Annotated in this window: 22 protein-coding genes; 7 read left to right on the top strand and 15 right to left on the bottom strand. The window is 60.1% G+C overall.

From position 1 onward, the window contains the following. Positions 1 to 3 precede the first annotated feature (3 nt). From K5E80_RS12195 to K5E80_RS12185, 3 genes are all read left to right on the top strand, one after another. Positions 4 to 399: an MAPEG family protein gene (locus K5E80_RS12195; RefSeq protein WP_220636409.1), complete on the top strand. Its 396-nt coding sequence runs from the start codon at positions 4 to 6 to the stop codon at positions 397 to 399. 138 nt (positions 400 to 537) lie between these two features. Further along, positions 538 to 1,431, top strand: a complete 894-nt coding sequence (locus K5E80_RS12190) for a phosphoribosylaminoimidazolesuccinocarboxamide synthase (RefSeq protein WP_220636408.1) — start codon at positions 538 to 540, stop codon at positions 1,429 to 1,431. Between the two features lie 94 nt (positions 1,432 to 1,525). Next, positions 1,526 to 3,568 (top strand): M3 family metallopeptidase, encoded by a 2,043-nt coding sequence (locus K5E80_RS12185; protein WP_220636407.1) that lies wholly within the window; start codon positions 1,526 to 1,528, stop codon positions 3,566 to 3,568. A 380-nt stretch (positions 3,569 to 3,948) separates the two neighbouring features. On the opposite strand, the gene K5E80_RS12180 is transcribed toward K5E80_RS12185, so the two are convergent. The 14 genes from K5E80_RS12180 to K5E80_RS12115 form a co-directional block, all read right to left on the bottom strand. Then, positions 3,949 to 4,788, bottom strand: a complete 840-nt coding sequence (locus tag K5E80_RS12180) for a hypothetical protein (RefSeq protein WP_220636406.1) — start codon at positions 4,786 to 4,788, stop codon at positions 3,949 to 3,951. Between the two features lie 24 nt (positions 4,789 to 4,812). After that, a complete protein-coding gene (locus K5E80_RS12175; RefSeq protein ID WP_220637385.1) occupies positions 4,813 to 5,079 on the bottom strand; it encodes a TolC family protein in 267 nt (88 codons plus the stop codon). Between the two features lie 111 nt (positions 5,080 to 5,190). Next, positions 5,191 to 6,393, bottom strand: coding sequence for an MFS transporter (locus K5E80_RS12170; RefSeq protein ID WP_220636405.1), 1,203 nt, complete (start codon positions 6,391 to 6,393; stop codon positions 5,191 to 5,193). A 219-nt stretch (positions 6,394 to 6,612) separates the two neighbouring features. Beyond that, entirely contained in the window at positions 6,613 to 7,143 is a 531-nt protein-coding gene (locus K5E80_RS16780; protein WP_246590971.1) for a type II toxin-antitoxin system HicA family toxin, read from the bottom strand. Positions 7,144 to 7,392: 249 nt separating this feature from the next. Then, the gene (gene zapD / locus K5E80_RS12160) at positions 7,393 to 8,148 is read right to left on the bottom strand and encodes a cell division protein ZapD (RefSeq protein ID WP_220636404.1); all 756 of its coding nucleotides are present in this window, start codon (positions 8,146 to 8,148) and stop codon (positions 7,393 to 7,395) included. 52 nt (positions 8,149 to 8,200) lie between these two features. After that, positions 8,201 to 8,842, bottom strand: coding sequence for a dephospho-CoA kinase (gene coaE / locus K5E80_RS12155; RefSeq protein ID WP_220636403.1), 642 nt, complete (start codon positions 8,840 to 8,842; stop codon positions 8,201 to 8,203). Next, positions 8,839 to 9,477, bottom strand: a complete 639-nt coding sequence (locus K5E80_RS12150; protein WP_220636402.1) for an SPOR domain-containing protein — start codon at positions 9,475 to 9,477, stop codon at positions 8,839 to 8,841. Before K5E80_RS12150 ends, coaE begins: the two co-directional genes overlap by 4 nt. Before the next feature lie 38 nt (positions 9,478 to 9,515). Continuing rightward, complete coding sequence (locus tag K5E80_RS12145) at positions 9,516 to 10,253, bottom strand: type III pantothenate kinase (protein ID WP_220636401.1); 738 nt, start codon at positions 10,251 to 10,253, stop codon at positions 9,516 to 9,518. Beyond that, positions 10,250 to 11,035, bottom strand: a complete 786-nt coding sequence (locus K5E80_RS12140) for a biotin--[acetyl-CoA-carboxylase] ligase (RefSeq protein ID WP_220636400.1) — start codon at positions 11,033 to 11,035, stop codon at positions 10,250 to 10,252. The genes K5E80_RS12145 and K5E80_RS12140 overlap by 4 nt, the downstream gene beginning before the upstream one ends. Before the next feature lie 29 nt (positions 11,036 to 11,064). Beyond that, a complete protein-coding gene (gene ntrC / locus K5E80_RS12135; protein WP_220636399.1) occupies positions 11,065 to 12,477 on the bottom strand; it encodes a nitrogen regulation protein NR(I) in 1,413 nt (470 codons plus the stop codon). After that, the gene (gene glnL / locus K5E80_RS12130) at positions 12,474 to 13,562 is read right to left on the bottom strand and encodes a nitrogen regulation protein NR(II) (RefSeq protein ID WP_220636398.1); all 1,089 of its coding nucleotides are present in this window, start codon (positions 13,560 to 13,562) and stop codon (positions 12,474 to 12,476) included. The genes ntrC and glnL overlap by 4 nt, the downstream gene beginning before the upstream one ends. A 50-nt stretch (positions 13,563 to 13,612) precedes the next feature. Continuing rightward, positions 13,613 to 14,032, bottom strand: coding sequence for a hypothetical protein (locus K5E80_RS12125; protein ID WP_220636397.1), 420 nt, complete (start codon positions 14,030 to 14,032; stop codon positions 13,613 to 13,615). A 287-nt stretch (positions 14,033 to 14,319) separates the two neighbouring features. Further along, positions 14,320 to 15,732: a type I glutamate--ammonia ligase gene (gene glnA, locus K5E80_RS12120; protein ID WP_220636396.1), complete on the bottom strand. Its 1,413-nt coding sequence runs from the start codon at positions 15,730 to 15,732 to the stop codon at positions 14,320 to 14,322. Positions 15,733 to 15,908: 176 nt separating this feature from the next. Then, positions 15,909 to 17,090, bottom strand: a complete 1,182-nt coding sequence (locus K5E80_RS12115) for a cation diffusion facilitator family transporter (protein WP_220636395.1) — start codon at positions 17,088 to 17,090, stop codon at positions 15,909 to 15,911. A gap of 64 nt (positions 17,091 to 17,154) precedes the next feature. Here K5E80_RS12115 and K5E80_RS12110 point away from each other — a divergent pair, with 64 nt between their 5' ends. The 4 genes from K5E80_RS12110 to clsB all read left to right on the top strand — a co-directional run bounded on the left by K5E80_RS12110 (position 17,155) and on the right by clsB (position 20,724). Beyond that, positions 17,155 to 17,610: a rhodanese-like domain-containing protein gene (locus K5E80_RS12110; protein ID WP_220636394.1), complete on the top strand. Its 456-nt coding sequence runs from the start codon at positions 17,155 to 17,157 to the stop codon at positions 17,608 to 17,610. An 89-nt stretch (positions 17,611 to 17,699) separates the two neighbouring features. After that, positions 17,700 to 18,797 (top strand): quinolinate synthase NadA, encoded by a 1,098-nt coding sequence (gene nadA / locus K5E80_RS12105; protein ID WP_220636393.1) that lies wholly within the window; start codon positions 17,700 to 17,702, stop codon positions 18,795 to 18,797. Then, the gene (locus tag K5E80_RS12100) at positions 18,794 to 19,558 is read left to right on the top strand and encodes an endonuclease/exonuclease/phosphatase family protein (protein ID WP_343213247.1); all 765 of its coding nucleotides are present in this window, start codon (positions 18,794 to 18,796) and stop codon (positions 19,556 to 19,558) included. The genes nadA and K5E80_RS12100 overlap by 4 nt, the downstream gene beginning before the upstream one ends. Further along, on the top strand, positions 19,555 to 20,724 hold the full coding sequence (gene clsB / locus K5E80_RS12095; RefSeq protein WP_220636392.1) for a cardiolipin synthase ClsB: 1,170 nt from the start codon (positions 19,555 to 19,557) through the stop codon (positions 20,722 to 20,724). The genes K5E80_RS12100 and clsB overlap by 4 nt, the downstream gene beginning before the upstream one ends. Here clsB and gluQRS read toward each other — a convergent pair. After that, on the bottom strand, positions 20,712 to 21,635 hold the full coding sequence (gene gluQRS, locus K5E80_RS12090) for a tRNA glutamyl-Q(34) synthetase GluQRS (protein ID WP_220636391.1): 924 nt from the start codon (positions 21,633 to 21,635) through the stop codon (positions 20,712 to 20,714). The two genes, clsB and gluQRS, sit on opposite strands and share 13 nt — an antisense overlap. Positions 21,636 to 21,652: the final 17 nt, after the last annotated feature.

Here is a 21,652-nt window from a genome sequence, read left to right as displayed (position 1 = left end):
CAAATGACGCCAACCCTGTATTACATCATCTACTCGGCGGCGTTGACGCTGCTGGCCCTGCTCTTGGGCAGCTTTTTCCGCAATCGCCTGTGGACCCTGCAGGGCTTGAAGATTGGATTGGGCAACCGGGACCATGTTCCGCCGCCCACCCCGCTGTCGGGTCGCGCCGATCGCGCGGCCATGAACACGCTGGAAAACTTTGTGCTGTTCGCTGCGCTCGCCCTCACCGCACATGTGGCCGGAATCGACAACGCGCAGGTAGCGCTCGGCGCCGGCATGTTTTTTTGGGCGCGCGTTGCGTACCTTCTGGCATACCTGCTGGGTATCGTTTATCTGCGTACGCTTGTTTGGCTGATCGGTCTGGCCGGACTCGTCATGATTGCGGCGGCCCTGTTCTAAGCGACCACACCATCGACGTGGCTACTGGTGCTTGCCTGGTCTTTGCGCCAGGGATCAGGCAGCCCGGCGCCACCGTCGACGGAACTGACTTGGGACTATAATCTGCCCCCTTTCCGCAACATTGGACGAGGTCTCATCGTGAGCGCTCCCCTCTTTGAATCCAGCATCGCCAGCCTGCCTCTGCTCGGCCGCGGCAAGGTACGCGACATCTACGCCGTTGGTGACGACAAGCTGCTGGTGATCGTCACCGACCGCCTTTCGGCCTTTGACGTGATCCTGCCTGACCCGATTCCGGGCAAGGGCAACGTGCTCACCGCCGTCGCCGCTTTCTGGTTCGGCAAACTTGCTCATGTCATACCCAGCCAGCTTACCGGCATCGACCCGGAAACGGTCGTCGCGACGGAAGCGGAGCGCGAACAGGTGCGCGGCCGCTCCATGGTGGTGAAGCGTCTCAAGCCGCTCCCCATCGAAGCCGTCGCGCGCGGCTACCTGATCGGCTCGGGCTGGAAGGACTACCAGACCAGCGGCAAGGTGTGCGGCATCGAATTGCCGGGCGGCCTGCAATTGGCGCAGCAACTGCCGCAGCCGATATTCACGCCGGCGACCAAGGCCGAGATGGGCGCCCATGACGAAAACATCGACTTCGCCGCGGTGGAAAAAATGATCGGTGCGGAACTCGCGGCCAAGGTGCGCGACACCACGCTGCGCCTGTATCGCGAGGCCGCCGCTTACGCTCGAATCAAGGGCATCATCATCGCCGACACCAAGTTCGAATTCGGCCTCGACGACAATGGCCGCCTCTATCTGATCGACGAAGTGCTGACGCCGGACTCGTCGCGTTTCTGGCCCGCCGCCGAATACCGCGTCGGCACCAGCCCGGCGAGTTTCGACAAGCAGTTCGTGCGCGACTATCTGGAAACGCTGGACTGGGACAAAAAAGCCCCCGGTCCGCATCTGCCGCAGGACATCATCGACAAGACCGCCGCCAAGTATCGCGAAGCGCTGGAGCGCCTTACCGGCGCAGCGGAGTAAGAATTCCATTCACCCCGGCGAAAAGACAAGCCTATATCGCCTTTGAATTTCGCCGTGCTCACCATGTCGCCGTGGTTCAAACAAGATTTTGAACATGAATCCATTGCTTGACTTCACCGGGCTGCCGCGCTTCGACGCAGTACTGCCCGAACACGTCGCGCCCGCCCTGCGCGAACTGCTGGCGGAGAATCGCGACCTGATCGCAAAACTCACGGCGCCCGCAGTGCCGGCAAGCTGGGACGGCTTCATCCAGCCGCTGACCGACGCCGGCGAACGCCTGTCGCGTGCCTGGGGCGTGGTCGGCCACCTGCATGCAGTCAACGACATGCCTGAATGGCGCAATGCCTACAATGAAATGCTGCCCGAGGTGTCCGGCTTCTTTGCCGAGATGGGACAGAACCTGGCGCTGTTCGCCAAGTACAAGGCGCTGCGCGACGGCGCCGAATACGCCACGCTGAGCCCGGCGCGGCGCCGCATCCTCGACAACGACGTGCGCGACTTCCGTCTCGCCGGCGCCGAATTGCCCGAGGAACAGAAACCGCGCTTCAAGCAGATCCAGGAAGAACTCTCGGCGCTGGCGGCAAAGTTTTCCGAAAACGTGCTCGACGCCACCAATGCGCATGGCGAGTGGATCGAGGACGAAGCGCTGCTCACCGGCATTCCGGATGATGCCAAAGTCGCCGCCCGCGCCGCCTCCGAGAAAGAAGGCAAACCGGGCTGGAAATTCACCCTGCATGCACCCTCCTACATCCCGGTCATGCAATACGCCGCCAACCGCGAGTTGCGCGCGCGCCTGTACAGCGCCTATGCGACGCGCGCTTCCGAGTTTGGCAAGCCCGAGTGGGACAACACCCCGCTGATCGACAAGATGCTTGCCCTGCGCGCTGAAGAGGCGAAGCTGCTCGGCTATGCCAACTTCGCCGAAGTTTCGCTGGTGCCAAAAATGGCGCAATCACCGGCACAAGTGGCCGCCTTCCTGCGCGACATCGCAGCCAAGGCAAGGCCGTTCGCCGAGAAGGATGTCGCCGAGCTGCGCAAATTCGCGCGCACGGAACTCGGCCTCGACCCACTCGAAGCCTGGGACATGGCCTACGCTTCCGAGAAGCTGCGTCAGCAACGCTACGCCTTCTCCGACGAGGAAGTGAAACAGTATTTCCCCGAACCCAAGGTGCTCGAAGGCTTGTTCCGCGTCATCGAATCAGTGTTTTCGGTCCAGCTAGAAGCCGACAGCGCGCCGGTGTGGCACCCCGCGGTGCGCTTCTTCCGCATCGTCAGGAACGGCGAACTGATCGGACAGTTCTATCTCGACCTTTATGCGCGCGAGACCAAGCGCGGTGGCGCCTGGATGGACGAGGCCATCACCCGGCGCAAACTCGCAGGATCCATTCAAACGCCGGTGGCCTACCTGAACTGCAACTTCCCCGCGCCGGTGAATGGCAAGCCGGCCACCTTCAGCCACGACGATGTCATCACACTGTTCCATGAATGCGGCCACGGCCTGCACCACCTGCTGACGCGCATCGACGAACTCGCCGTTTCCGGCATTCACGGCGTCGAATGGGACGCAGTCGAATTACCCAGCCAGTTCATGGAAAATTTCTGCTGGGAATGGGATGTGCTGCAAGGCATGACTTCACATTCCGAAACGGGCGCGCCGCTGCCGCGCGCGCTCTATGACAAGATGATCGCGGCGAAGAATTTCCAGAGCGGCATGCAGACCCTGCGCCAGATCGAATTCGGCCTCTTTGACCTGCTGCTGCATAGCGAATTCGAACCGATGCCGGGCAAGCCCTTCAAGCCCCTGCTCGACGCCGTGCGCAAGGAAGTCGCCGTGGTGTTCCCGCCCGAATGGAACCGCTTCCCGCAGAGCTTCTCGCACATTTTCGGCGGCGGCTACGCGGCGGGTTATTACAGCTACAAATGGGCCGAAGTGCTCTCCGCCGACGCCTACGAAGCCTTCGAGGAAGCCGCTAAAACCAGTGGCACCACGCTCGACGCCCAAACCGGGGAGCGCTACTGGCGCGAAATCCTCTCGGTTGGCGGCTCGCGTCCAGCGCTCGAATCGTTCAAGGCCTTCCGCGGCCGCGAACCCAAACCCGATGCGCTGCTGCGCCATAACGGCATGGCGCTGGGGTAGGGACGGCACCCCAGCGTGAGATTCATCGCGATCAGCAACCGCTCAAGTAGCGGCGGTTCCGGTTCCGCACTGATATTGGATCAGCATGTCAGCAACGCACTGAATCTGCCGGACCGCCATGCTGTCGCGGATCCGTGTTGAATGTTGGATTGGGCGTGATTTGGCCTTCGATGTTTTTCGCAGATTCACTTTTGCCAGTGGCACCGCCAGGTAATCGACAACGATCGAACCAGTTAAGTTGAAACACGAGGCCTCGGTTTGGTTAATAAGGATTGAATTTTGCATTGCGAAGGTCGTTGCAGCCACGCGACGCCCAGGCTAGGTCAGTCCGTGAGCACACTATTGAAGGTTGCATGCTGGAGAGAGATTTCAGTGATCTTCTAGCGCGCCCGGCAGGACTGGCCTTGTGACATGCGTGTAAAGGTAGCCCCGCCACCACCGCCATCGCTGTTAGGCACGATGCATATCTGTAAAACAATCGAATCGGTAGCATTACGAATATCCTGGGGAAACACCGGAAACGGCGCAGCCAGATCCACCACTGCTTTGATGTACGCAATCTCCATCTGCTGGTCAGCAGCCCAAAGTACCTTGAAGCTTTTCACCGAGCCATCCTGATTGACCACAACTCTCACAGCCGCGACATGCCTACCCTTGGTTCTCTGCTCATTCGGGATCATCGTTGCGCTGTGGTTCATTTTGCGAAACAAGGCATCGAAATACATTTCTATACTAAACGGCTCGACCCTGGCATTGACGAACTTCTGGGCCATCTCTTTCATCTCATTATCTGGTTGTTCAGGAACCGCCATGATTCTGGCCATCGCAAGCGCTCTTTGCGCCAATTCCCGGCCCGTGCGCGGCTTGGACTGCGCGGCCAGTCCGTTGAGAAACTGATCCATCTCGTCCTTCTCTGCCACAGTCCAGGACGGTGACGACTCGGTCGCGGCAGCTATTCGATTATTTGGCCGTGCTGTTAGTATTTTGGAGCGATGTTCTTTCGGGCTGGCCGGAAGGTGCAGCGGTAGAGGAATGGCTGTTGTTGGGCTCTCCTGTTTTGACAACGTCACATCTAGCCGCGAGTCGCCAGGGTTCATTTGCAGACGCACAGCACTGACGGGTGAAGTCAGCTTGATACATAGCACTAACGCATGCAATGCCAGAGAAACTGCAAGCGCCAGTCCGAAGCTATGATCTTCGTGGTGGACGAGATATTCCATTGCGGTATGTATACGTGTTACCTATTATCCGACCTGCTTGAGATGATATCCCCACTGTTTTGCAATAAGAAACCATCTGGCTGCGCTTCTTGGGCGATCAACACTGAATAATTCCTGTCGCGCGTTAACCGTGAGCCATTGGGAGAAGCCGCTGCTGGCGGAGTTGTCGGCGGCGCCAAGCATCAGGTCCGGGAAGTAGGTGGGCTGAGCCACTCCGATGCTGGCATTGGCGGCGACGCGGCGTTCAGCCGCTGCGATGTCGGACCGCCGTTCGAGTAGCTGCGGTGGCAAACCAGCCGCTTCTGGCCGAACAAGGCCATGATGGTAACCACCCCAGGCAATCAAACGAATCGGTGCTGGATATTGGACATTCCTCCATGGTTAATTTTGACAGACTTCGTGTCATTTCATATCAGGGCGGGCTGTCACCGACCAAATGAGGCCCCCACTGCCCAGTGTGCCGAAAGCCAGTATCCAGGCCCATGAAGAGTTGCTGCCTCCGGCGAAATCCAGGGTCATGCCAAACACAAGAGGCGACAAGCAACCGGCGCCAAAGCCGAATAGCGAATACACCGCCATTGCTGCTCCACGTTGCGCCAAAGGTGACGCTTGAACCAAGCCAGTGGTCAGCGCGGCAGAATCCGCCATCACAACCATGAAATAGAGAGCGAGTACGGCCAGCATCAGCCACCAGGTCCAGGACGAAGCCATCCCTGCCAGCCAACACATCACGCTGGCAGTGGCCAAAATTCCTGCGATCCACTTGGTGCGGCCGATTCGTCCCGCCGCTTCGTTGCCGAGGATGCTTGCTGCGAGGCCAAACAAGTTAATCAGTGCCGCGGCTTCTGTGGCACTAAGCGCTGGCGCATCATGGGCCATCGCATAGGAGAAGACGATAAATGCAACCATCCATGAACGCAGGCCGAAGAGTTCCCAGCAATGCACGGCATAGCCGAGAATAAAGCGGCGTATTTCACGCTGTAGCAAGACCGCACCTATAGGAGGAAACCAGGGCCTATGGTGGACGCCATGCGGGGCTTTGGCATGCAGGCCCAGCAAGACCACCAACGATGCCAGCAACGGCCCTGACGCCAGGTGCGCAAAGGACCAGCGCCACGATAGAGTTCCACTGAGCATGCCGGCTGCAAGCAGCGAAACGCTGGTGCCGACCCCAAAAGTCGCGGTGTAAAAAGCGATGTAACGCGCTTGGCGCGGGCCTTCGACGCGATCAGTAAGCACCTTTAGCCCGGGCATGTAGGTGCCGGCCAGTCCGGCTCCGGTCAGGGCCTGGAACAATGCTCCGCTCATCACGCCACTGGCCATCAATGCAAATCCGGCGGTTCCGGATGCCGTCAGGCAACACGACGCGGCAAACACGCCACGTGCATCAATCCTGTCGGTGAGACTAGAGAGGAACGGCACCGCGAGCATGTAACCGAAAAAGATTGAGCCACCGACGAAGCCGGCCTCAGCGTTGCTGAACCCCCAATCATCATGCAGCTTGGGTAGCATGGCCGGGTAAGCGGCGAAGCCGGTCATGCTTAGCACTTCGGCGATGCAGAGCAGCGCAATAACGCGTGCGGCGTACTTGGATTCGGTAGTCATTCGCAGACAGGGATAATTGCCGCCAGTTTAGCGGTTTTCCTGGCTGCTTGAACCCGAGCTGGGGTCGGACGGGATGCGGCATCCGCCCATGGCGGGAAGCCCTGACTATTCTGCGTCAACTACATCACTTCAATGGACATCCTGCCAATGCGCGAGAGGAATATCACTTTTGGCCGGCGGTCGTGCCATGACCGATGAAACCCTGTGAGTACCGCGACATCATTCTTTCCCATTCTCATAGCTCGACAGGCTTACGCCGGCATGAGCCAAGAACTCCTTTAGCAGCTTGATAGTCTGCTTGTCGCAGACGTTATTGTGATGGGGATGATGCAAGAACCCTTCCACTCCGTTCAGCACAATCCGGAAACGGGCGCCGTGAGTTGGTTCAACTGTAGCGCCGAGATGATGCAATAAAGACTCGACCTCACGCCAGTGGATATTACTGTTGAGAGGGGCCTCAAAGATCGTGCGCAGCAGGTTGAGATGCTTATGACTCACAATGATTCTTGCCGTTAATCGAATGGCAACATCGTGCCACTGGTCGACTGGAATGACAACTCTGACTTCCGCTTCTGGCCAGGACTTTCCGTCATGCTCCGGGTCAAGCTTGCTGCCACAGCGGAACGCTTGGGCCGAGGCTTGCGCCGCGGCAGTTGTACAAAAAATATATTTGTCGCATATATCCGCCAGAGCCCTTGGTAGCAGCGGTGTTCGACAATGCCGCCGCTGCCTGACGCACCACGGCGACACCGCGAGTCATGACCAAAGGAAATGACCACCGGAAATCCCTGTGGGACGGCGGAAAATCAAAAGCTTGCCAATAGACTTCGTTTCATCAGATGGGTGAGGCACCGCATGCCTGCCATGCCTTGTGTTTTCGCCGTGTCGCCGTGGTCGTCATGGTGAACTGCTTTTTCTAGGGTTATCTGAATGTCCGTTTCCGTGGCGAATTGGAATTGCAGGGAATTTGTGATCAGGGTTAATACTTCTGAACCAGCATTACAGGTTGCAGAAGGTTAGCTCGAATCTCACATCCTCATTGACTTGCTTGGGTCGTTGATCTACCTCTGCCGCAAGAAAACGAATGTTAAGCGCATACTTGCTGGCGCTGATTTCGGGCACGCAGGCATCGGCAAGACCGAGACGGAGCCGCACCATCTGCGCCGTACGGCCGGCCAGCATCAGTTGGTAAGCGCCATGGCTCGCGACCTGATTCTCCGGCCGGCCCGAAGCCCGCAACAGGCGCAGCACAATGGCGATGGCCTGGTTGACGGCCAGTATGGGCGCCGTCCAGTGCTGCAAATTCCGCTGCCGGTGCGAGATTTCGCGATGCAGCCAGAAATGGTAGGAGGGAAGATCAAACTCGCAGACTCCGCCTGGAATCACCGAGCGATTCTTGATTGCCATCAGCCATTCATTGTCGCGCAGGTGCTGCCCAAGACGGCCTTGTATGGCAAGCAGCGCCGCAGCGGCCTGTTCGATTTCGTAGAGCGCGCCGGATAACGCATCCTCCGAAATATCAGGGTTGTTGCGGAAGGAAAGCAGGATCTGGCGTTGCCGTTCGAGTTCCTGCATCAAGTCGAACTTGAGATCGGCGCGGCCGGCGACTTCGAGAATCTCGAACAGCGTCACCAGTGCCATATGATGATCTTCGGGATCCGGAGCGGAAACGAAGTGATCCATCTTGCCGAACAGATCCTCCAATCGCAGCAGTGTGCGAATGCGCTCGTTAAGAGGATATTCGTAGGTAATCACAATCCCGCCCGGTGGAAAACCCGGCAGATTCTGACCGATTCGGGACCGAATCTCAACCGCTTTTCCTCATTTTGTCCCTCATTTTGTCGGCCAATGCGCAATACTTCGCGTGAAGAACCCCGACCTGCGTTCGCAATGTCTCCAGATCGGCATCATTGTGGATGACGTCGTCGGCGATCGCCAATCGTGCCTGGCGGCTGGCCTGCGCCGCCAGGATGGCTGCCACCTCGGCGGCAGCAAGGCCGCTGCGCGCCATGACGCGCTTGACCTGCAAGGCCTCGGAGCAATCGACGATAGCAATCCGGTCGAAGCGATCCCGATGGTTGCCCGACTCGATCAGGAGGGGGATCACCATCACGGCATAGGGCGCTCCGGCAATGATGGCGGCATCACGCCGCGCATCGCTGACGGCGCGGATCATCGGATGCAGGATTGCCTCAAGCTGCGCGCGACGCGACGCATCAGCAAACACAAGGCGGCGCATCGCGGCACGATCCAGCGAACCGTCGGCCGCCATCGCTTCCGCGCCGAAGGCCTGCTCTATGGCAGGCATTGCCGCACCGCCGGGGCCAGTCAACTCATGGGAGATGACATCGGCATCGATGACGGCGGCACCCAGTTCGGCAAACCTGTCCGCAGCAGCGCTCTTGCCGCTGCCGATACCTCCGCCCAGACCGACGCTGAAGCCCCTCACGGCGCACCTCTTGCGGCATCGCACTGCGCTGCGGTGAGGCCCCGGTGTAATGAAGCCAGTTCGGCCAGCGGTTTCAGGATGGCATCGCCGCCGCGGACTTCGATGGCCGGTTGTGCCAGCGCGGCTTGCCTCTGGATGATTACGGCAGAGCGGACGCCTTTTTGGGCGACGTTCTTCAACGCCTCGTCGGCCGCGCCGCGCTCTGTGAAGGTGGCCATCAACACCGAAAAACGCTTGCCATCTTCTGTCTTGACCTGGAGGGCTTCGCTGATACCGAGGCTTTTCAATTGGACCAGCTTGGCTTCCGCAACGGCGCGGGAAGCAAGCCCGGCAATGACCATATCGAAAACCGGGTGCGGCATGACGGAGTTAACCGTGATGTGTGCCGCGGGCAGTTTTTCCGACCAGGCCTTGGCAATCTCCTGTGCCTCCACAACCGTGGCGCCCACAAAAGCACGACAGCTTTCCGGCACACTGTCCACTGGAGTCAGCAGGCGAATCTTGTCGACAGCCAGCTCCGACTTGGCGCGTTGCGGCTCGCGGCCGGCGTTGATGCGATCGTCCCCCTTCAGGTAAACCCAGGCGAACGCCAGCAGGTTAAGCAAAACCAGAAGCAGGAAAACAGTTCTTGCCATGTTGTTTGTTGCGTGTCGATTCGATGGCGAAGGCCGGATTATGCAGTATTGGAAGACGGCTCTGTGGCGATGCGAACCAGACCTTCCAGCACCAGCTTGTCGATGCGCCGACTGGGTACGCCCAGATGCCCCTGCAAACTATCGGCGCCGCCGCCCGCGAGCAGGCAAACCGCTTCCTGTCCCGAAGGCAGAACGGCGTACATGCGGGATATGGCGCCCAGCGTCGCCTGTATCGCGCCACTGATGATCGCGTCATGGGTATTGCGCGGCAACGGTTGATATTCGCCGCAGGCCAATGGCAGCTGTGCCGTGCCTGTCGCCAGCGCGCTGGTCATCAGCTTGAGCCCGGGCAGGATCAAGCCGCCTTGATGCCGGCCGCCAGCGTCGAGTACATCGATGGTGGTCGCCGTGCCGGCCAGTACCACCAGCACCGCACCGTGCTGCAATGCCCGCGCGCCGATCAGCGCCGCCCAACGATCCGCGCCGAGGCTGGCGGGAACCTCGTAGCCGTTGACGACGCCGCATTGCGCCTCCTGCGCCGTGATCCAGTTGATCGTCAAATCAGCAATCGAACTGAGCGCCGTTTCGATTTGTCCGGCCCGCTCAATCCCTGCGACATTGCAGCCGATGACCCGTTGCGGCACACAGTCCGCCGGCAGTTGTTCGGCCAGCCGTGCCATCTCGTCATAAGGCAACGCGCCGCTTGCCAGCCAATCGCCATCGTGACGCAGGCCCCATTTAAGCCGGCTGTTGCCGCAGTCAAGACAAAGAATCATGTCGGCCTCAAACTGACATCGCCAGTGATGACACGCTGTGTTCCTTTTTCCGTTTTGATCAGAAGCTCGCCGCGATCGGTAACGCCGCTACAAATGCCTTCGATATCTTCGCCGCCGCCCATAATTCGAACATTGCTGCCCTGGAACACGTGCCGGGCCTGCCATTCGTCGCGCAGGCCGGCAAAGCCTTCGCTTTGATAACGGTGCAGTGTTGCTGCGAGCTCGCTGAGCAGGACTGCCAGCAAGCGCTCGCGCGTGGGTGACTGCGGCAGCACTTCATCGAGTGCAATCGCGTTGTCGGCAATTGCAGCAGGCATATCGGGCGGCAGGCGCAGATTGATGCCGATGCCAATGATCGCGGATTTAATGTCGCCGGGCTGGACCTCGATCAGCACCCCGGCAAGCTTCCTGCCCCGGCACAAAATATCGTTCGGCCACTTGACCGCTGCCGTCGCTCCCGCTGCTGCCAGGGCACGCTGCAAGCCCAGCCCGACGGCGAGCGACAGCGCCTCCGGTGCAGATGATCCGGCGGCAAAACGCCACAAGAGGGAAAACGTCAGGCTATGCAGGGGCGATGAAAGCCACACGCGTTCGCGCCGCCCGCGTCCCGCGCTCTGGCGGTCGGCAACGATCACTGTGGCCGAGGGCGCACCGGCTTCGGCCTGCCGCATCAATTGCGTATTGGTGGAATCGCATTCGGCCACCGCATTCAGGGAAAACGCGGCGGCCTCCGCGCCGAGGGCGGCGGCACAGGCGGCAACATCGAAGGTCGGGGACGGCATGGGCCGATTATGCGGGAAACCCGCGACGGCTAGGGTGTCGAATCGTTGCCCTTGTTTTCATCCAGTCCCAGTTCCTGGATCTTGCGCGTAATGGTATTGCGGCCGATGCCGAGCAGTTGCGCCGCTTCGATGCGGCGCCCGCCGGTCGCGGTCAGCGCGCGGCGAATCAGCAGTCCCTCGAAGGCGCGGGTCAGCAACTCGAAAACTTCGCCCGGCTTTGCGGCGATCAACGCGTCGGCTTCGGCCGCCAGTGCGTCGAGCCAGTTGCCCGGTGCATTGCCGATGCTCTGCTCGCGCAATTCAGCGGGCAAATCGACAATATCCACGATTTGTCCGGGCGCCATCACGGTTAACCAGTGACAGAGGTTTTCCAGTTGGCGCACGTTGCCGGGAAATTCGAGTCCGGTCATGTATTTGATCGCAGCGGCGGACAAGCGTTTGGGCTCGACGCCGAGATCCTGCGCACTGCGGGCGAGGAAGTGACGTGCCAGCACCGGAATGTCCTCGCGCCGTTCGCGCAAGGCCGGCAGGCGCAGGCGAATGACATTCAGGCGATGAAACAGGTCTTCGCGGAACTGGCCCTGCTTGACGCGCTCTTCGAGATTCTGGTGCGTGGCGGTGATGACGCGGACATTGGCCTTGACCGGCGAGTGGCCGCCGACACGATAGAAGTTTCCGTCCGAAAGCACGCGCAGCAAGCGCGTTTGCAGTTCAGCGGGCATGTCGCCGATTTCATCGAGAAACAGCGTGCCGCCCTCGGCCTGCTCAAAACGCCCGCGCCGTTGCGCCGTGGCGCCGGTGAAGGCGCCTTTTTCATGGCCGAACAATTCGGATTCGAGCAGGTCGCGTGGAATCGCCGCAGTGTTGATGGCGATGAAGGGGGCATCGCGGCGCGGACTGTGGCGGTGCAGTGCGTGCGCCACCAGCTCCTTGCCGGTACCCGATTCGCCATTGATGAGTACAGTGGCATGCGACTGCGACAGGCGGCCGATGGCGCGAAATACTTCCTGCATCGACGGCGCCTGGCCGAGGATTTCCGGCGCCACGGCAGTTGCTTCGGAAGCACCGGGATGGTGCTCGATTTCGGCTATTGCCCGCTTGACCAGATCCAGCGCCTGATCGACATCGAAGGGCTTGGGCAGGTATTCATAGGCGCCGCCCTGGAACGCGGCGACGGCGGAATCGAGGTCGGAATAGGCCGTCATGATGATGACGGGCAAATCGGGCCACGAGGCTTTCACATGACGCAGCAGATCGAGGCCGGAATCGCCCGGCATGCGGACATCCGACACCAGCACCTGCGGTACTTCGCCGTCTTCAAGCGTGCGCTTCGCTTCGCTTGCCGAGGCGAAGCTCTTGTACTTGATGTCTTCCCGCGCCAAAGCCTTTTCGAGCACCCAGCGAATCGAACGATCGTCGTCAACTATCCAGACCGGATTCATGATTTATTCCTGTTTCCCTGTTCGCTCATCAGCGGCAGCATGATGCGAAAAGAGGTACGGCCGGGCCGCGACTCGACCTCGATGGTGCCATGATGCTGATGAATGAAGCTCTGCGTCAATGTCAGTCCCAGCCCGCTGCCGTTCTCGCGCCCCGATACCAAGGGATAGAAGATCTTGTCGCGAATGTTCTCCGCGATACCGGGGCCGTTGTCTATCACTTGCAATTCCAGTGCCAGCGCATAGTGTTTTTTCGCCAACGTCACTTTGCGCAGGGATCGCGTCCTGAACACGATCTCGCCTTGTCCATTCATTGCCTGTGCCGCATTGCGCGCGATGTTCAGGATGGCCTGAATCAGTTGTTCGCGATCGCCGGTCAGCTCCGGCAGCGAAGTATCGTAATCGCGGCGCACCCGCACGCCGGAGAACTCGGCGTGAATCAGGCGCAGTACGCGCTCGAGAATTTCATGGATATTGATCTGTGCCGGCTGCATGGTCCGGTGCGAAGACAGAAGGCGCTGCATGAGATCCTGCAGGCGATCCACCTCGCTGATGATGACCTGCGTGTATTCGCGCAACGCGGGTACCGATAATTCGCGTTCCAGCAGTTGCGCCGAGCCGCGGATGCCGCCCAGCGGATTCTTGATTTCGTGCGCGAGATTGCGGATCAGTTCGCGGTTGGCCTGCTGCTGCACCGCCTCGCGTTCTTCGCGCACGGCACGCAATTGTTGATCGATCGGGCGAAACTCCAGCAACAATCCGGCCCCTTCCGCCTCAATGGGCGTTACCGTGCAGTCGACATGCAGGGCCGGCTGGTCGCCACGCGCTACCTCGATGTTGTGGCCGGTATAGCTCCAGTTGTTTTTCAGCACATTTTCCAGCGCCGCCACCAGCACTTTCGACGATCCCAGCAACTGGGCCAGCGGATGCCCCAGCCAGGCGCGCTGCGCCACGGCGAAGAGATTTTCGGCGGCCGGATTCATATGCCTGATGAGTTCGCGCTCATCGAGCACGACGACGGCGGAAGACAGTAGGTCGAGTCCGCTGAATGCCAGCTGCTGGGGCGAGTGTCTCTCGGAAGAGTTCATGGCGCCTTGATCAGCAAAAAGCGAGCCATTTATGTTGCTCGCACGCGCGGTTATTTATTTGAGATTGGAAATCTCGCGCCGCAAGGCATCCAGGTTGCGTTCATGCAGTGCGATACGATCACGGATGGGTTGTGCCTGTTCAACCCCGCCCCGGAAGGCTGTTCGGTAAGCGACTTGCGCGCTTCCTCAAGGTGTTTCTGCTCAGCCGCCAATTCCTGTTCGAGGATGTAGCGGCGATCGCTATCCCGGTTTTTTTGCGTCTCCCCCGCCACCTTGGGAAAGTCTGCGGGAGAGGCCTTGCCGTTGGTGTTGCCGCCCGACTTTGAAGCAGATCTGCTGCTGCGTGTTTCGTCGTGCGACAACACCGTGCATTTGCGATTGTCGGCCTTGTAATTCGTATAAGTGGCATGCCCGAACTCATCCTTGCAGCGATAGAGCGTGCTTGCGCTCGCCCCGATTGGGCTCGTCAACGAAATCATCACCAAGATCTGCAGAGTTGCTTTGAGCATGGGTCGCATGATGCCTGAGGAAGGTGAAGTGTAGGCGAAAAAAAAAGACGGGGCAAACGCCAGGTTTGCCCCGCTTTGAGAAGTGCGAAGTTAGGTTCTAGTGTGAAAAAGTAAAAACGGCGCGCATTGTGACTATCGAGCGCAGCGAGCAAATCGGTAACCCCGCCCCGGGGCGGGATTGGGTGAGGGGCTTCGATTTGTCTTTCGCGCATTTTCATCACCAAGGATGGCGCTGGCGACCATGCGCGTTAGATGCTGTAGTACATCTCGTATTCGAGCGGGTGAGTGGTCATGCGGAAGCGGGTAACCTCTTCCATTCGGAGCTCAATGTAAGCATCGATCATTTCCTTGCTGAACACACCGCCACGGGTCAGGAACTCGTGGTCGTTGGCGAGATAATCGAGCGCCTGCTCGAGGCTGGAGCAGACGGTCGGGATCTTCGCGTCTTCTTCGGGCGGCAGGTCGTACAGGTTCTTGTCGGCGGGATCGCCTGGGTGGATTTTGTTCTGGATGCCATCAAGGCCGGCCATCATCATCGCGGTGAAGGCAAGATAGGGGTTGGCGCCCGGATCAGGGAAGCGCACCTCAATGCGGCGCGCCTTGTCGGACGTGACGTAGGGCACGCGGATCGAAGCGGAGCGGTTGCGGGCCGAGTAAGCCAGCTTGACCGGAGCTTCGAAACCGGGCACCAGACGCTTGTAGGAGTTGGTGAGCGGATTGGTAATGGCGTTCAGGGCGCGGGCGTGCTTGATGATGCCGCCGATGTAATAGAGCGCCATTTCCGACAGGCCGGCGTAGCCGTTGCCCGCAAACAGGTTCTTGCCGCCTTTCCAGATCGACTGGTGCACATGCATGCCGGAACCGTTGTCACCAACGATGGGCTTGGGCATGAAGGTCGCAGTCTTGCCATAGCTGTGGGCCACGTTATGGATGATGTACTTGAGCACCTGAGTGTGGTCGGCGCGTTGCACCAGGGGGCCGAACTTGGTGCCGATTTCGCATTGGCCCGCAGTCGCAACTTCATGGTGGTGCACTTCCACTTCAACGCCGCAGGCTTCCAGCGCCAGACACATCTGGGCACGGATGTCATTCAGGCTGTCGACCGGGGGCACCGGGAAATAGCCACCCTTGACGCCGGGACGGTGACCGACGTTGCCGCCTTCGATCTTCTCGGCCGAAGCCCAGGCGGCTTCTTCCGAGAATACCTTGCAGTAGGAACCGGACATGTCGATCTTCCACTCGACCGAGTCGAAGATGAAGAATTCGGGTTCGGGACCAAAGTAGGCGGTGTCGCCGATGCCGGAAGATTTCAGGTATGCCTCGGCACGCTTGGCGATGGAGCGCGGATCGCGATCATAGCCCTTGCCGTCGGAGGGTTCGACCACGTCACAGGTCAGCACCAGCGTAGTCTCATCCATGAAGGGATCGATGTAAGCGGTGGCGGCATCCGGCATCAGCAGCATGTCCGACGCCTGGATCCCCTTCCAGCCGGCAATCGACGAGCCGTCGAAAGCATGGCCCTCTTCGAATTTCTCCAAGCCGAAAGCCTTGATCGGCACGCCAACGTGCTGTTCCTTGCCGCGGGTGTCGGTAAAGCGAAAGTCGACAAACTTGACTTCCTGTTCCTTGACCAGTTTGAGTACGTCTTGAGGCGTCGTCATTGCGTGTTCTCCTGAACGTGTTTTCGGTTAAGCCGTGAATGGAATGAAAATGCTACGGCTTTTTAGCAGATTTTGTGCCAGAGCACGACAGGCCGCAGGTAATTGTGCCACAAGACGATTTCGCGCGTCATGCCTGCATCAAAGCACCAAAGCAGGGCACATTGGTGTTGTCGGCACTATTTTGGTGCAATTGTATGGTTCAGCGTGATGCTGTGGAACCATTCGTTCTCAGGCAAACATTTGGCGAGACGAGCTTCCAGTTTGCCCAAGTATTCCAGATCGTGCGCCATCCGCACCGATAGAAAAACCTCTGCTTCCACCTGCTGGCCAAGAAAATGGAGCACGATTTTTTCGAATTGTGCGAGATCTTCGCCGAGCATCGACTCCAACTGACCCACCAGCACTTCGCGGCCGGGGAATTTGCCGCCGCGCAGGGACGGATCGAAATCGTTCTCGGCGTCAATGTGCACCATGACGTCAAGTACTTCGGGATGATGGTCGAGCACGCGCTGGCGTGCCGATTCGGCGATGTGATGTCCTTCTGAGACGCTGATGCGCGGCGATACCTGGATATGGGCATCGACCAGGGACTGGTGCCCCATGCGCCGCGTGCGCAACTCATGCAAGCCGCGTACGCCGGGCGTAGCCCTGATGGAGGCGCGAATGCCATCGACTTCGTCCGCGCTGAGGCTGGTGTCGATCAGTTCCAGGATCGCGCTCCAGGCAAAGCCGAGTCCGGACTTGATGACCATGGCACCGACGACGACCGCCGCCAGGGCATCGGCAAAGCGGAACCCCGCCAGCGCTCCGCCGACCCCTGCCGCCACGACCAATGACGACAGCGCATCGGCGCGCGCATGCCAGGCATTCGCCACCAGCATTGGCGAGCGCAGCCGCTGCGCGGCGCGCAGCATGTAGCGGAAAAGCAGTTCCTTGCCGATCAGGGTAACGATGGCCGCCCACATTGCCGCAACACCGACCATAGGCACATTGCCCAGATTCTGCAATCGGCTTGCGGCAGAAAGCAGGATGCCGGCGCCGGTGGCAAACAGAACCAGCCCCAGCATCAGCGATGCCGCCGTTTCGACCCGGCCATGGCCATAGGGATGATCGGCATCGGCCGCCTTGGAACCGCTGCGAATCGCGAACAACACAAATCCGTCGGAGACCACATCCGCCAATGTGTGCATGGCATCCGCCATCAGGCTTTGCGAATGCGCGATAAAGCCGATCACCAACTGCATCGCGGTCAGCACGATGTTAACCACCACGCTGGTCCAGGTAATACGTCGCCCGACGGCAGAACGATCATCGTCGCTGCTGCGCGTGTGATGAAAGTGGGCGTGGTCGTCGCTCATAATGGCAGCTATACTGGAAACCTTGATTTTAGCCTTGCCAACTCTTGTACCGGAGACAAATTCCATGAGCCGACTCGATGACCTACTTGCCGTCGCCAAGAAGCGCGCCAGCGATCTGGGGTTGCCTTATGCGGGCGCATTGACGCCGAAGGAAGTCGCCGAAATTCTGCAACTCGACGAGAGTGCACGCCTGGTTGATGTGCGGACTGCGGCGGAACTGGCCTGGGTTGGACGCGTGCCTGACGCGATCGAGGTCGAGTGGCAGCGTTATCCCGGCGGCGTGCCGAATGCCAGTTTCATCGCCGACCTGCAGCGGGCCACGGGCAGCAACCACGGGGCGCTGTTCTTCATTTGCCGCTCCGGGGCACGTTCCAGCGCCGCCGCCAAGGCCGCCACCGAAGCCGGCATCACGCCATGCTTCAATGTCCTCGAAGGCTTCGAGGGCGACAAGAATGCCGAAGGGCATCGCGGCCGCATCAACGGCTGGCGCTTTCACGGCCTGCCCTGGGTGCAAACTTAGCAGAGAGTCAAGAGTGGAGGGCCGAGAGTAAAACCGGCCTCTTGCGAACTTCACTCCAATTTCCGACTCTAATTTTTTGATTGATTCCCATGCAAACCGCCACCATTTCCTTCGACCGTTTCAACGAACTCGCCGACCGCGAAGCGGATGAGCGCATTCGCGCCGCGAAAGCCAAACTCGGCAAGCATGTCGTCATCCTCGGCCATCACTACCAGCGCGCCGACGTGTTCAAGCATGCCGACCTGTCCGGCGACTCGCTCAAGCTGTCACGGCTTGCCTCTCAGACCGATGCCGAATACATCGTGTTTTGCGGCGTGCATTTCATGGCGGAGGTCGCCGACATCATGTCGCGGCCGGAACAGATTTCGATTCTTCCCGATCTCGCCGCCGGCTGTTCCATGGCCGACATGGCGAACCTGGCCAAGGTCGAGCGCTGCTGGCGCGAATTGGCCGAAGTGCTGCATCCGGATGAACAGGTCACGCCCGTCACCTACATCAATTCCGCCGCCGACCTGAAGGCCTTCTGCGGCACGCATGGCGGCATCGTGTGCACCTCGTCGAACGCGCCGAAGATCCTGCACTGGTCGTTCGGGCAACGCGAAAAAGTGCTGTTCTTCCCCGATCAGCATCTCGGACGCTGGAGCGGCCACCAGATGGATATTCCGCTCGACGAGATGCTGGTGTGGGATCCCGATCTCGAAATGGGCGGGCTCACGGCCGAACAGATTCGCCGCGCAAAAATCCTGTTGTGGAAGGGTCACTGCTCGGTGCACCAGATGTTCCAGCCCGCGCACATCCTCAAATTCCGCAACCAGCATCCGGATGGCATCGTCATTTCACACCCCGAATGCGCTTTTGAAATCTGCCGCCAGTCGGACTATGTCGGTTCCACCGAATACATCCTCAAGACCGTCAAGCAGGCGGCGTCCCATACGCATTGGCTGGTCGGCACCGAACTCAACCTGGTGAACCGGCTAGCCGAAGAAGTAAAGGCCGAAGGCAAAACCGTGCAGTTCATGTCACCCACCGTCTGCATGTGCTCCACCATGCAACGCATCGACCCGCAGCACCTGGCCTGGACGCTGGAAAATCTTGTCGACGGCAAGGTGGTCAACCAGATCAAGGTACCGCAGCATGAAGCCGTGCTGGCCAAGGTTGCGCTCGATCGTATGCTGTCAGTGTCTTGAACACTGACGGTATGATTCACATCGCGACATGCAATATCCATAAGGGCTTCTCTCAGTTCAACCGCAATCTGGCGATTCACGATCTGCGCGAGCAGTTGCGCAAACTGACGCCGGACATCGTTTTCCTGCAGGAAGTGCAGGGCCTGCATGTTCAACATTCGCAACGCTACGCCAATTGGCCTGATCAGCCGCAGCACGAATTCATCGCTGAGGACATCTGGGCGGACACAGCCTACGGCCGCAACGTGGTGCGCGACCATCGCCATCACGGCAATGCGATCCTGTCGCGCTTTCCGATACTCAGCAGCCACAATCAGGACGTGACGCACCTGCGCTTCGAACGGCGCGGACTGCTGCACAGCATGATCGAGGTGCCCGGTCTGGCGCAACCGTTGCACTGCGTCTGTGTGCATCTTTCCCTGCTCGGCCGCTCGCGGCAACTGCAGCTCGATGCGCTGGCGAACCACATTGAAACCGTGGTGCCGCGGCAAGCGCCGCTGATCATCGCGGGCGACTTCAACGACTGGCGCAATCGGGCCCACGACGAATTGGCCGGGCGGCTCGGCATGATCGAAGCATTCAGCGGCCATCAGCGCCGCCCCCCGCGCAGTTTCCCGGCCGTGCTGCCCATGTTTCGACTGGATCGCATTTATGTGCGCGGCTTTCTGGTTCGAACAGTGATGGTGCATAGCGGCCGCGTCTGGTCGCGCATCACCGACCATGCCGCGCTCTCGGCCCGGCTGGGCATAGTCAGGAAATGAAACCGCGCTTCGTCGAAGGCAACGCGGTGCGCTTGCTGGAGAACGGCGTCGAGTATTTCCCGGCCCTGGTTGAAGCCATCGATTCAGCAACCAGCGAAGTGCATCTCGAATCCTATATCTTCGCCAACGACGAAGCCGCCAAGGCCGTCGTCGCTGCACTGATCCGCGCGCGGCAGCGCGGCACCGAGATACGTGTGCTGGTGGACGGCTTCGGTGCCCGCGACTTTCCCCATGAACTCGGCGCCGACCTGATCGCCGCTGACTGCGAAGTATTGATCTATCGCGCAGAAGTGGCCAAGCAGCGCTTCCGCCGCAATCGCTTGCGCCGCCTGCATCGCAAGCTGGTGGTGATCGATGGCCGCATCGCCTTCGTCGGCGGTCTCAACATCGTCGCTGACACGACCGATACCGACCCGGGTTTCCCGCGTCATGACTATGCAATTGTCGTTGAAGGGCCGCTGGTCGCGGACATCCATGATGCCGTGCGCCATTTGTGGCGTCTGGTGCGCTGGGCCACTTTTGGACAGCGGCCGGAGCGACCGGCCAATTTGCCCATCAGCCGCAGACTATGCGGTCCGGTACACGCCGCCTTCCTGATCCGCGACAACCTGCGCCATCGGCGCGACATCGAAAACGCCTACCTTGAAGCGATAGAAACTTCCGCACAGGAAGTTCTCATCGCCTGCGCCTATTTCCTGCCCGGCAAGCGCTTCCGCGAAACGCTGATGGACGCAGCGCGGCGCGGGGTGAAGGTAACCATGCTGCTGCAAAGTCGCGGCGATCATGCCGTGATTCGCCATGCAGAACGCATGCTTTATCACGAACTGCTGCCGGCCGGCATCCGCATTTTCGAATACCACGCCGGGTTTCTCCATGCCAAGGTCGGCGTTGTCGACCGGCAATGGGCGACGGTCGGCTCATCCAACATCGACCCCTTCAGCCTGCTGCTGTCGCGCGAGGCCAATGTCGTCATCGACGATGCCGGGTTCGCGGCAACATTACGCGAACGCCTGCAGCGCGCCATCGCATCCGGCGGCAGGGAAGTGCGGATTAAAGACATGAACAATCGCTCGTGGTGGTCGCGACTGGTCAACCGCGCCGCCTATGCCTTCGTACGCTTCGCCGTCAGCGTCTCGCGCTATGGCGGCAAGGATTACCGGGAATAAAGCGGCGAGTAATCCGGCGCCGCCTGGGCGCGGCGTTGCGGTACCTTGCTCAGGCGCCAATGCGTGATCGCATATTCCCAGAATTCATTGACGCGCGCCGGCGGCGCTTCCGGCATCTGGCCCAGAAACCGCCATGCGGCCAGCAATGCCGGCAGCGGCTGCGCTACATCTACCGGCGCCGCCAACGTCTGCTTCGACAGCTTCTCGCCATTGGCATCGACGGCGACCGGCAGATGCGCATAAACCGGTTGCGGATAGCCCAGCAACTGCTGCAAGAAAATCTGCCGCGGCGTTGAATCGAGCAGATCGGCGCCGCGCACGACATGCGTGATGCCTTGCTCATCATCATCCGCAATCACCGCCAGTTGATACGCAAACAGGCCATCCGCGCGCAGCACGACGAAGTCGCCGACGTCGCGCCGCAATTGTTGCGACATCCGGCCTTGAATCGCGTCATCGAATGAGGTCTCGCCTGCGTCGGGCACGCGCAACCGCCAGGCGCGCGGCCTGGCCCCAGGCGGCAAACCGTTACGGCAGCGACCGTCGTAAAGCTGCCCGCCATCGATAGCCGGCGCGCCGCCCGCGAGCTGCTTGCGCGTGCAGGCGCAGGGGAAAAGACAACCGCTTGAATTCAGCCGATCAAAGGCGGCACGATACAAATCGCTGCGCCGACTCTGATACACCACCTCGCCATCCCACTCGAAACCGGAGGCTTCCAGCGTCTTGAGGATTTGCCTATCCGCGCCCGCCACGCAACGCGGAGAATCGACATCTTCCATGCGCACCAGCCATTCGCCGCGATTGGCGCGGGCATCGAGACAACTGCCCAGCGCCGCGACCAGCGACCCGAAATGCAAAGGCCCGGTCGGACTCGGCGCGAAACGGCCGCGATAGGAAAGCGTCGGTGTCATGTTTAACTTAGAAACTG

It is taken from the genome of Georgfuchsia toluolica (assembly GCF_907163265.1).
Classification (GTDB): Bacteria; Pseudomonadota; Gammaproteobacteria; order Burkholderiales; family Rhodocyclaceae; genus Georgfuchsia; species Georgfuchsia toluolica.
This window is presented reverse-complemented; position numbering and strand designations above follow the sequence as displayed.

Coding starts and splice junctions, on each gene's coding strand:
- K5E80_RS12195 (WP_220636409.1), top strand. CDS start 4: ATGACGCCAACCCTGTATTACATCATCTACTCGGCGGCGTTGACGCTG.
- K5E80_RS12185 (WP_220636407.1), top strand. CDS start 1,526: ATGAATCCATTGCTTGACTTCACCGGGCTGCCGCGCTTCGACGCAGTA.
- K5E80_RS12180 (WP_220636406.1), bottom strand. CDS start 4,788: ATGGAATATCTCGTCCACCACGAAGATCATAGCTTCGGACTGGCGCTT.
- K5E80_RS12170 (WP_220636405.1), bottom strand. CDS start 6,393: ATGACTACCGAATCCAAGTACGCCGCACGCGTTATTGCGCTGCTCTGC.
- K5E80_RS12150 (WP_220636402.1), bottom strand. CDS start 9,477: ATGGCAAGAACTGTTTTCCTGCTTCTGGTTTTGCTTAACCTGCTGGCG.
- K5E80_RS12145 (WP_220636401.1), bottom strand. CDS start 10,253: ATGATTCTTTGTCTTGACTGCGGCAACAGCCGGCTTAAATGGGGCCTG.
- K5E80_RS12140 (WP_220636400.1), bottom strand. CDS start 11,035: ATGCCGTCCCCGACCTTCGATGTTGCCGCCTGTGCCGCCGCCCTCGGC.
- ntrC (WP_220636399.1), bottom strand. CDS start 12,477: ATGAATCCGGTCTGGATAGTTGACGACGATCGTTCGATTCGCTGGGTG.
- glnL (WP_220636398.1), bottom strand. CDS start 13,562: ATGAACTCTTCCGAGAGACACTCGCCCCAGCAGCTGGCATTCAGCGGA.
- glnA (WP_220636396.1), bottom strand. CDS start 15,732: ATGACGACGCCTCAAGACGTACTCAAACTGGTCAAGGAACAGGAAGTC.
- K5E80_RS12115 (WP_220636395.1), bottom strand. CDS start 17,090: ATGAGCGACGACCACGCCCACTTTCATCACACGCGCAGCAGCGACGAT.
- K5E80_RS12110 (WP_220636394.1), top strand. CDS start 17,155: ATGAGCCGACTCGATGACCTACTTGCCGTCGCCAAGAAGCGCGCCAGC.
- nadA (WP_220636393.1), top strand. CDS start 17,700: ATGCAAACCGCCACCATTTCCTTCGACCGTTTCAACGAACTCGCCGAC.
- clsB (WP_220636392.1), top strand. CDS start 19,555: ATGAAACCGCGCTTCGTCGAAGGCAACGCGGTGCGCTTGCTGGAGAAC.
- gluQRS (WP_220636391.1), bottom strand. CDS start 21,635: ATGACACCGACGCTTTCCTATCGCGGCCGTTTCGCGCCGAGTCCGACC.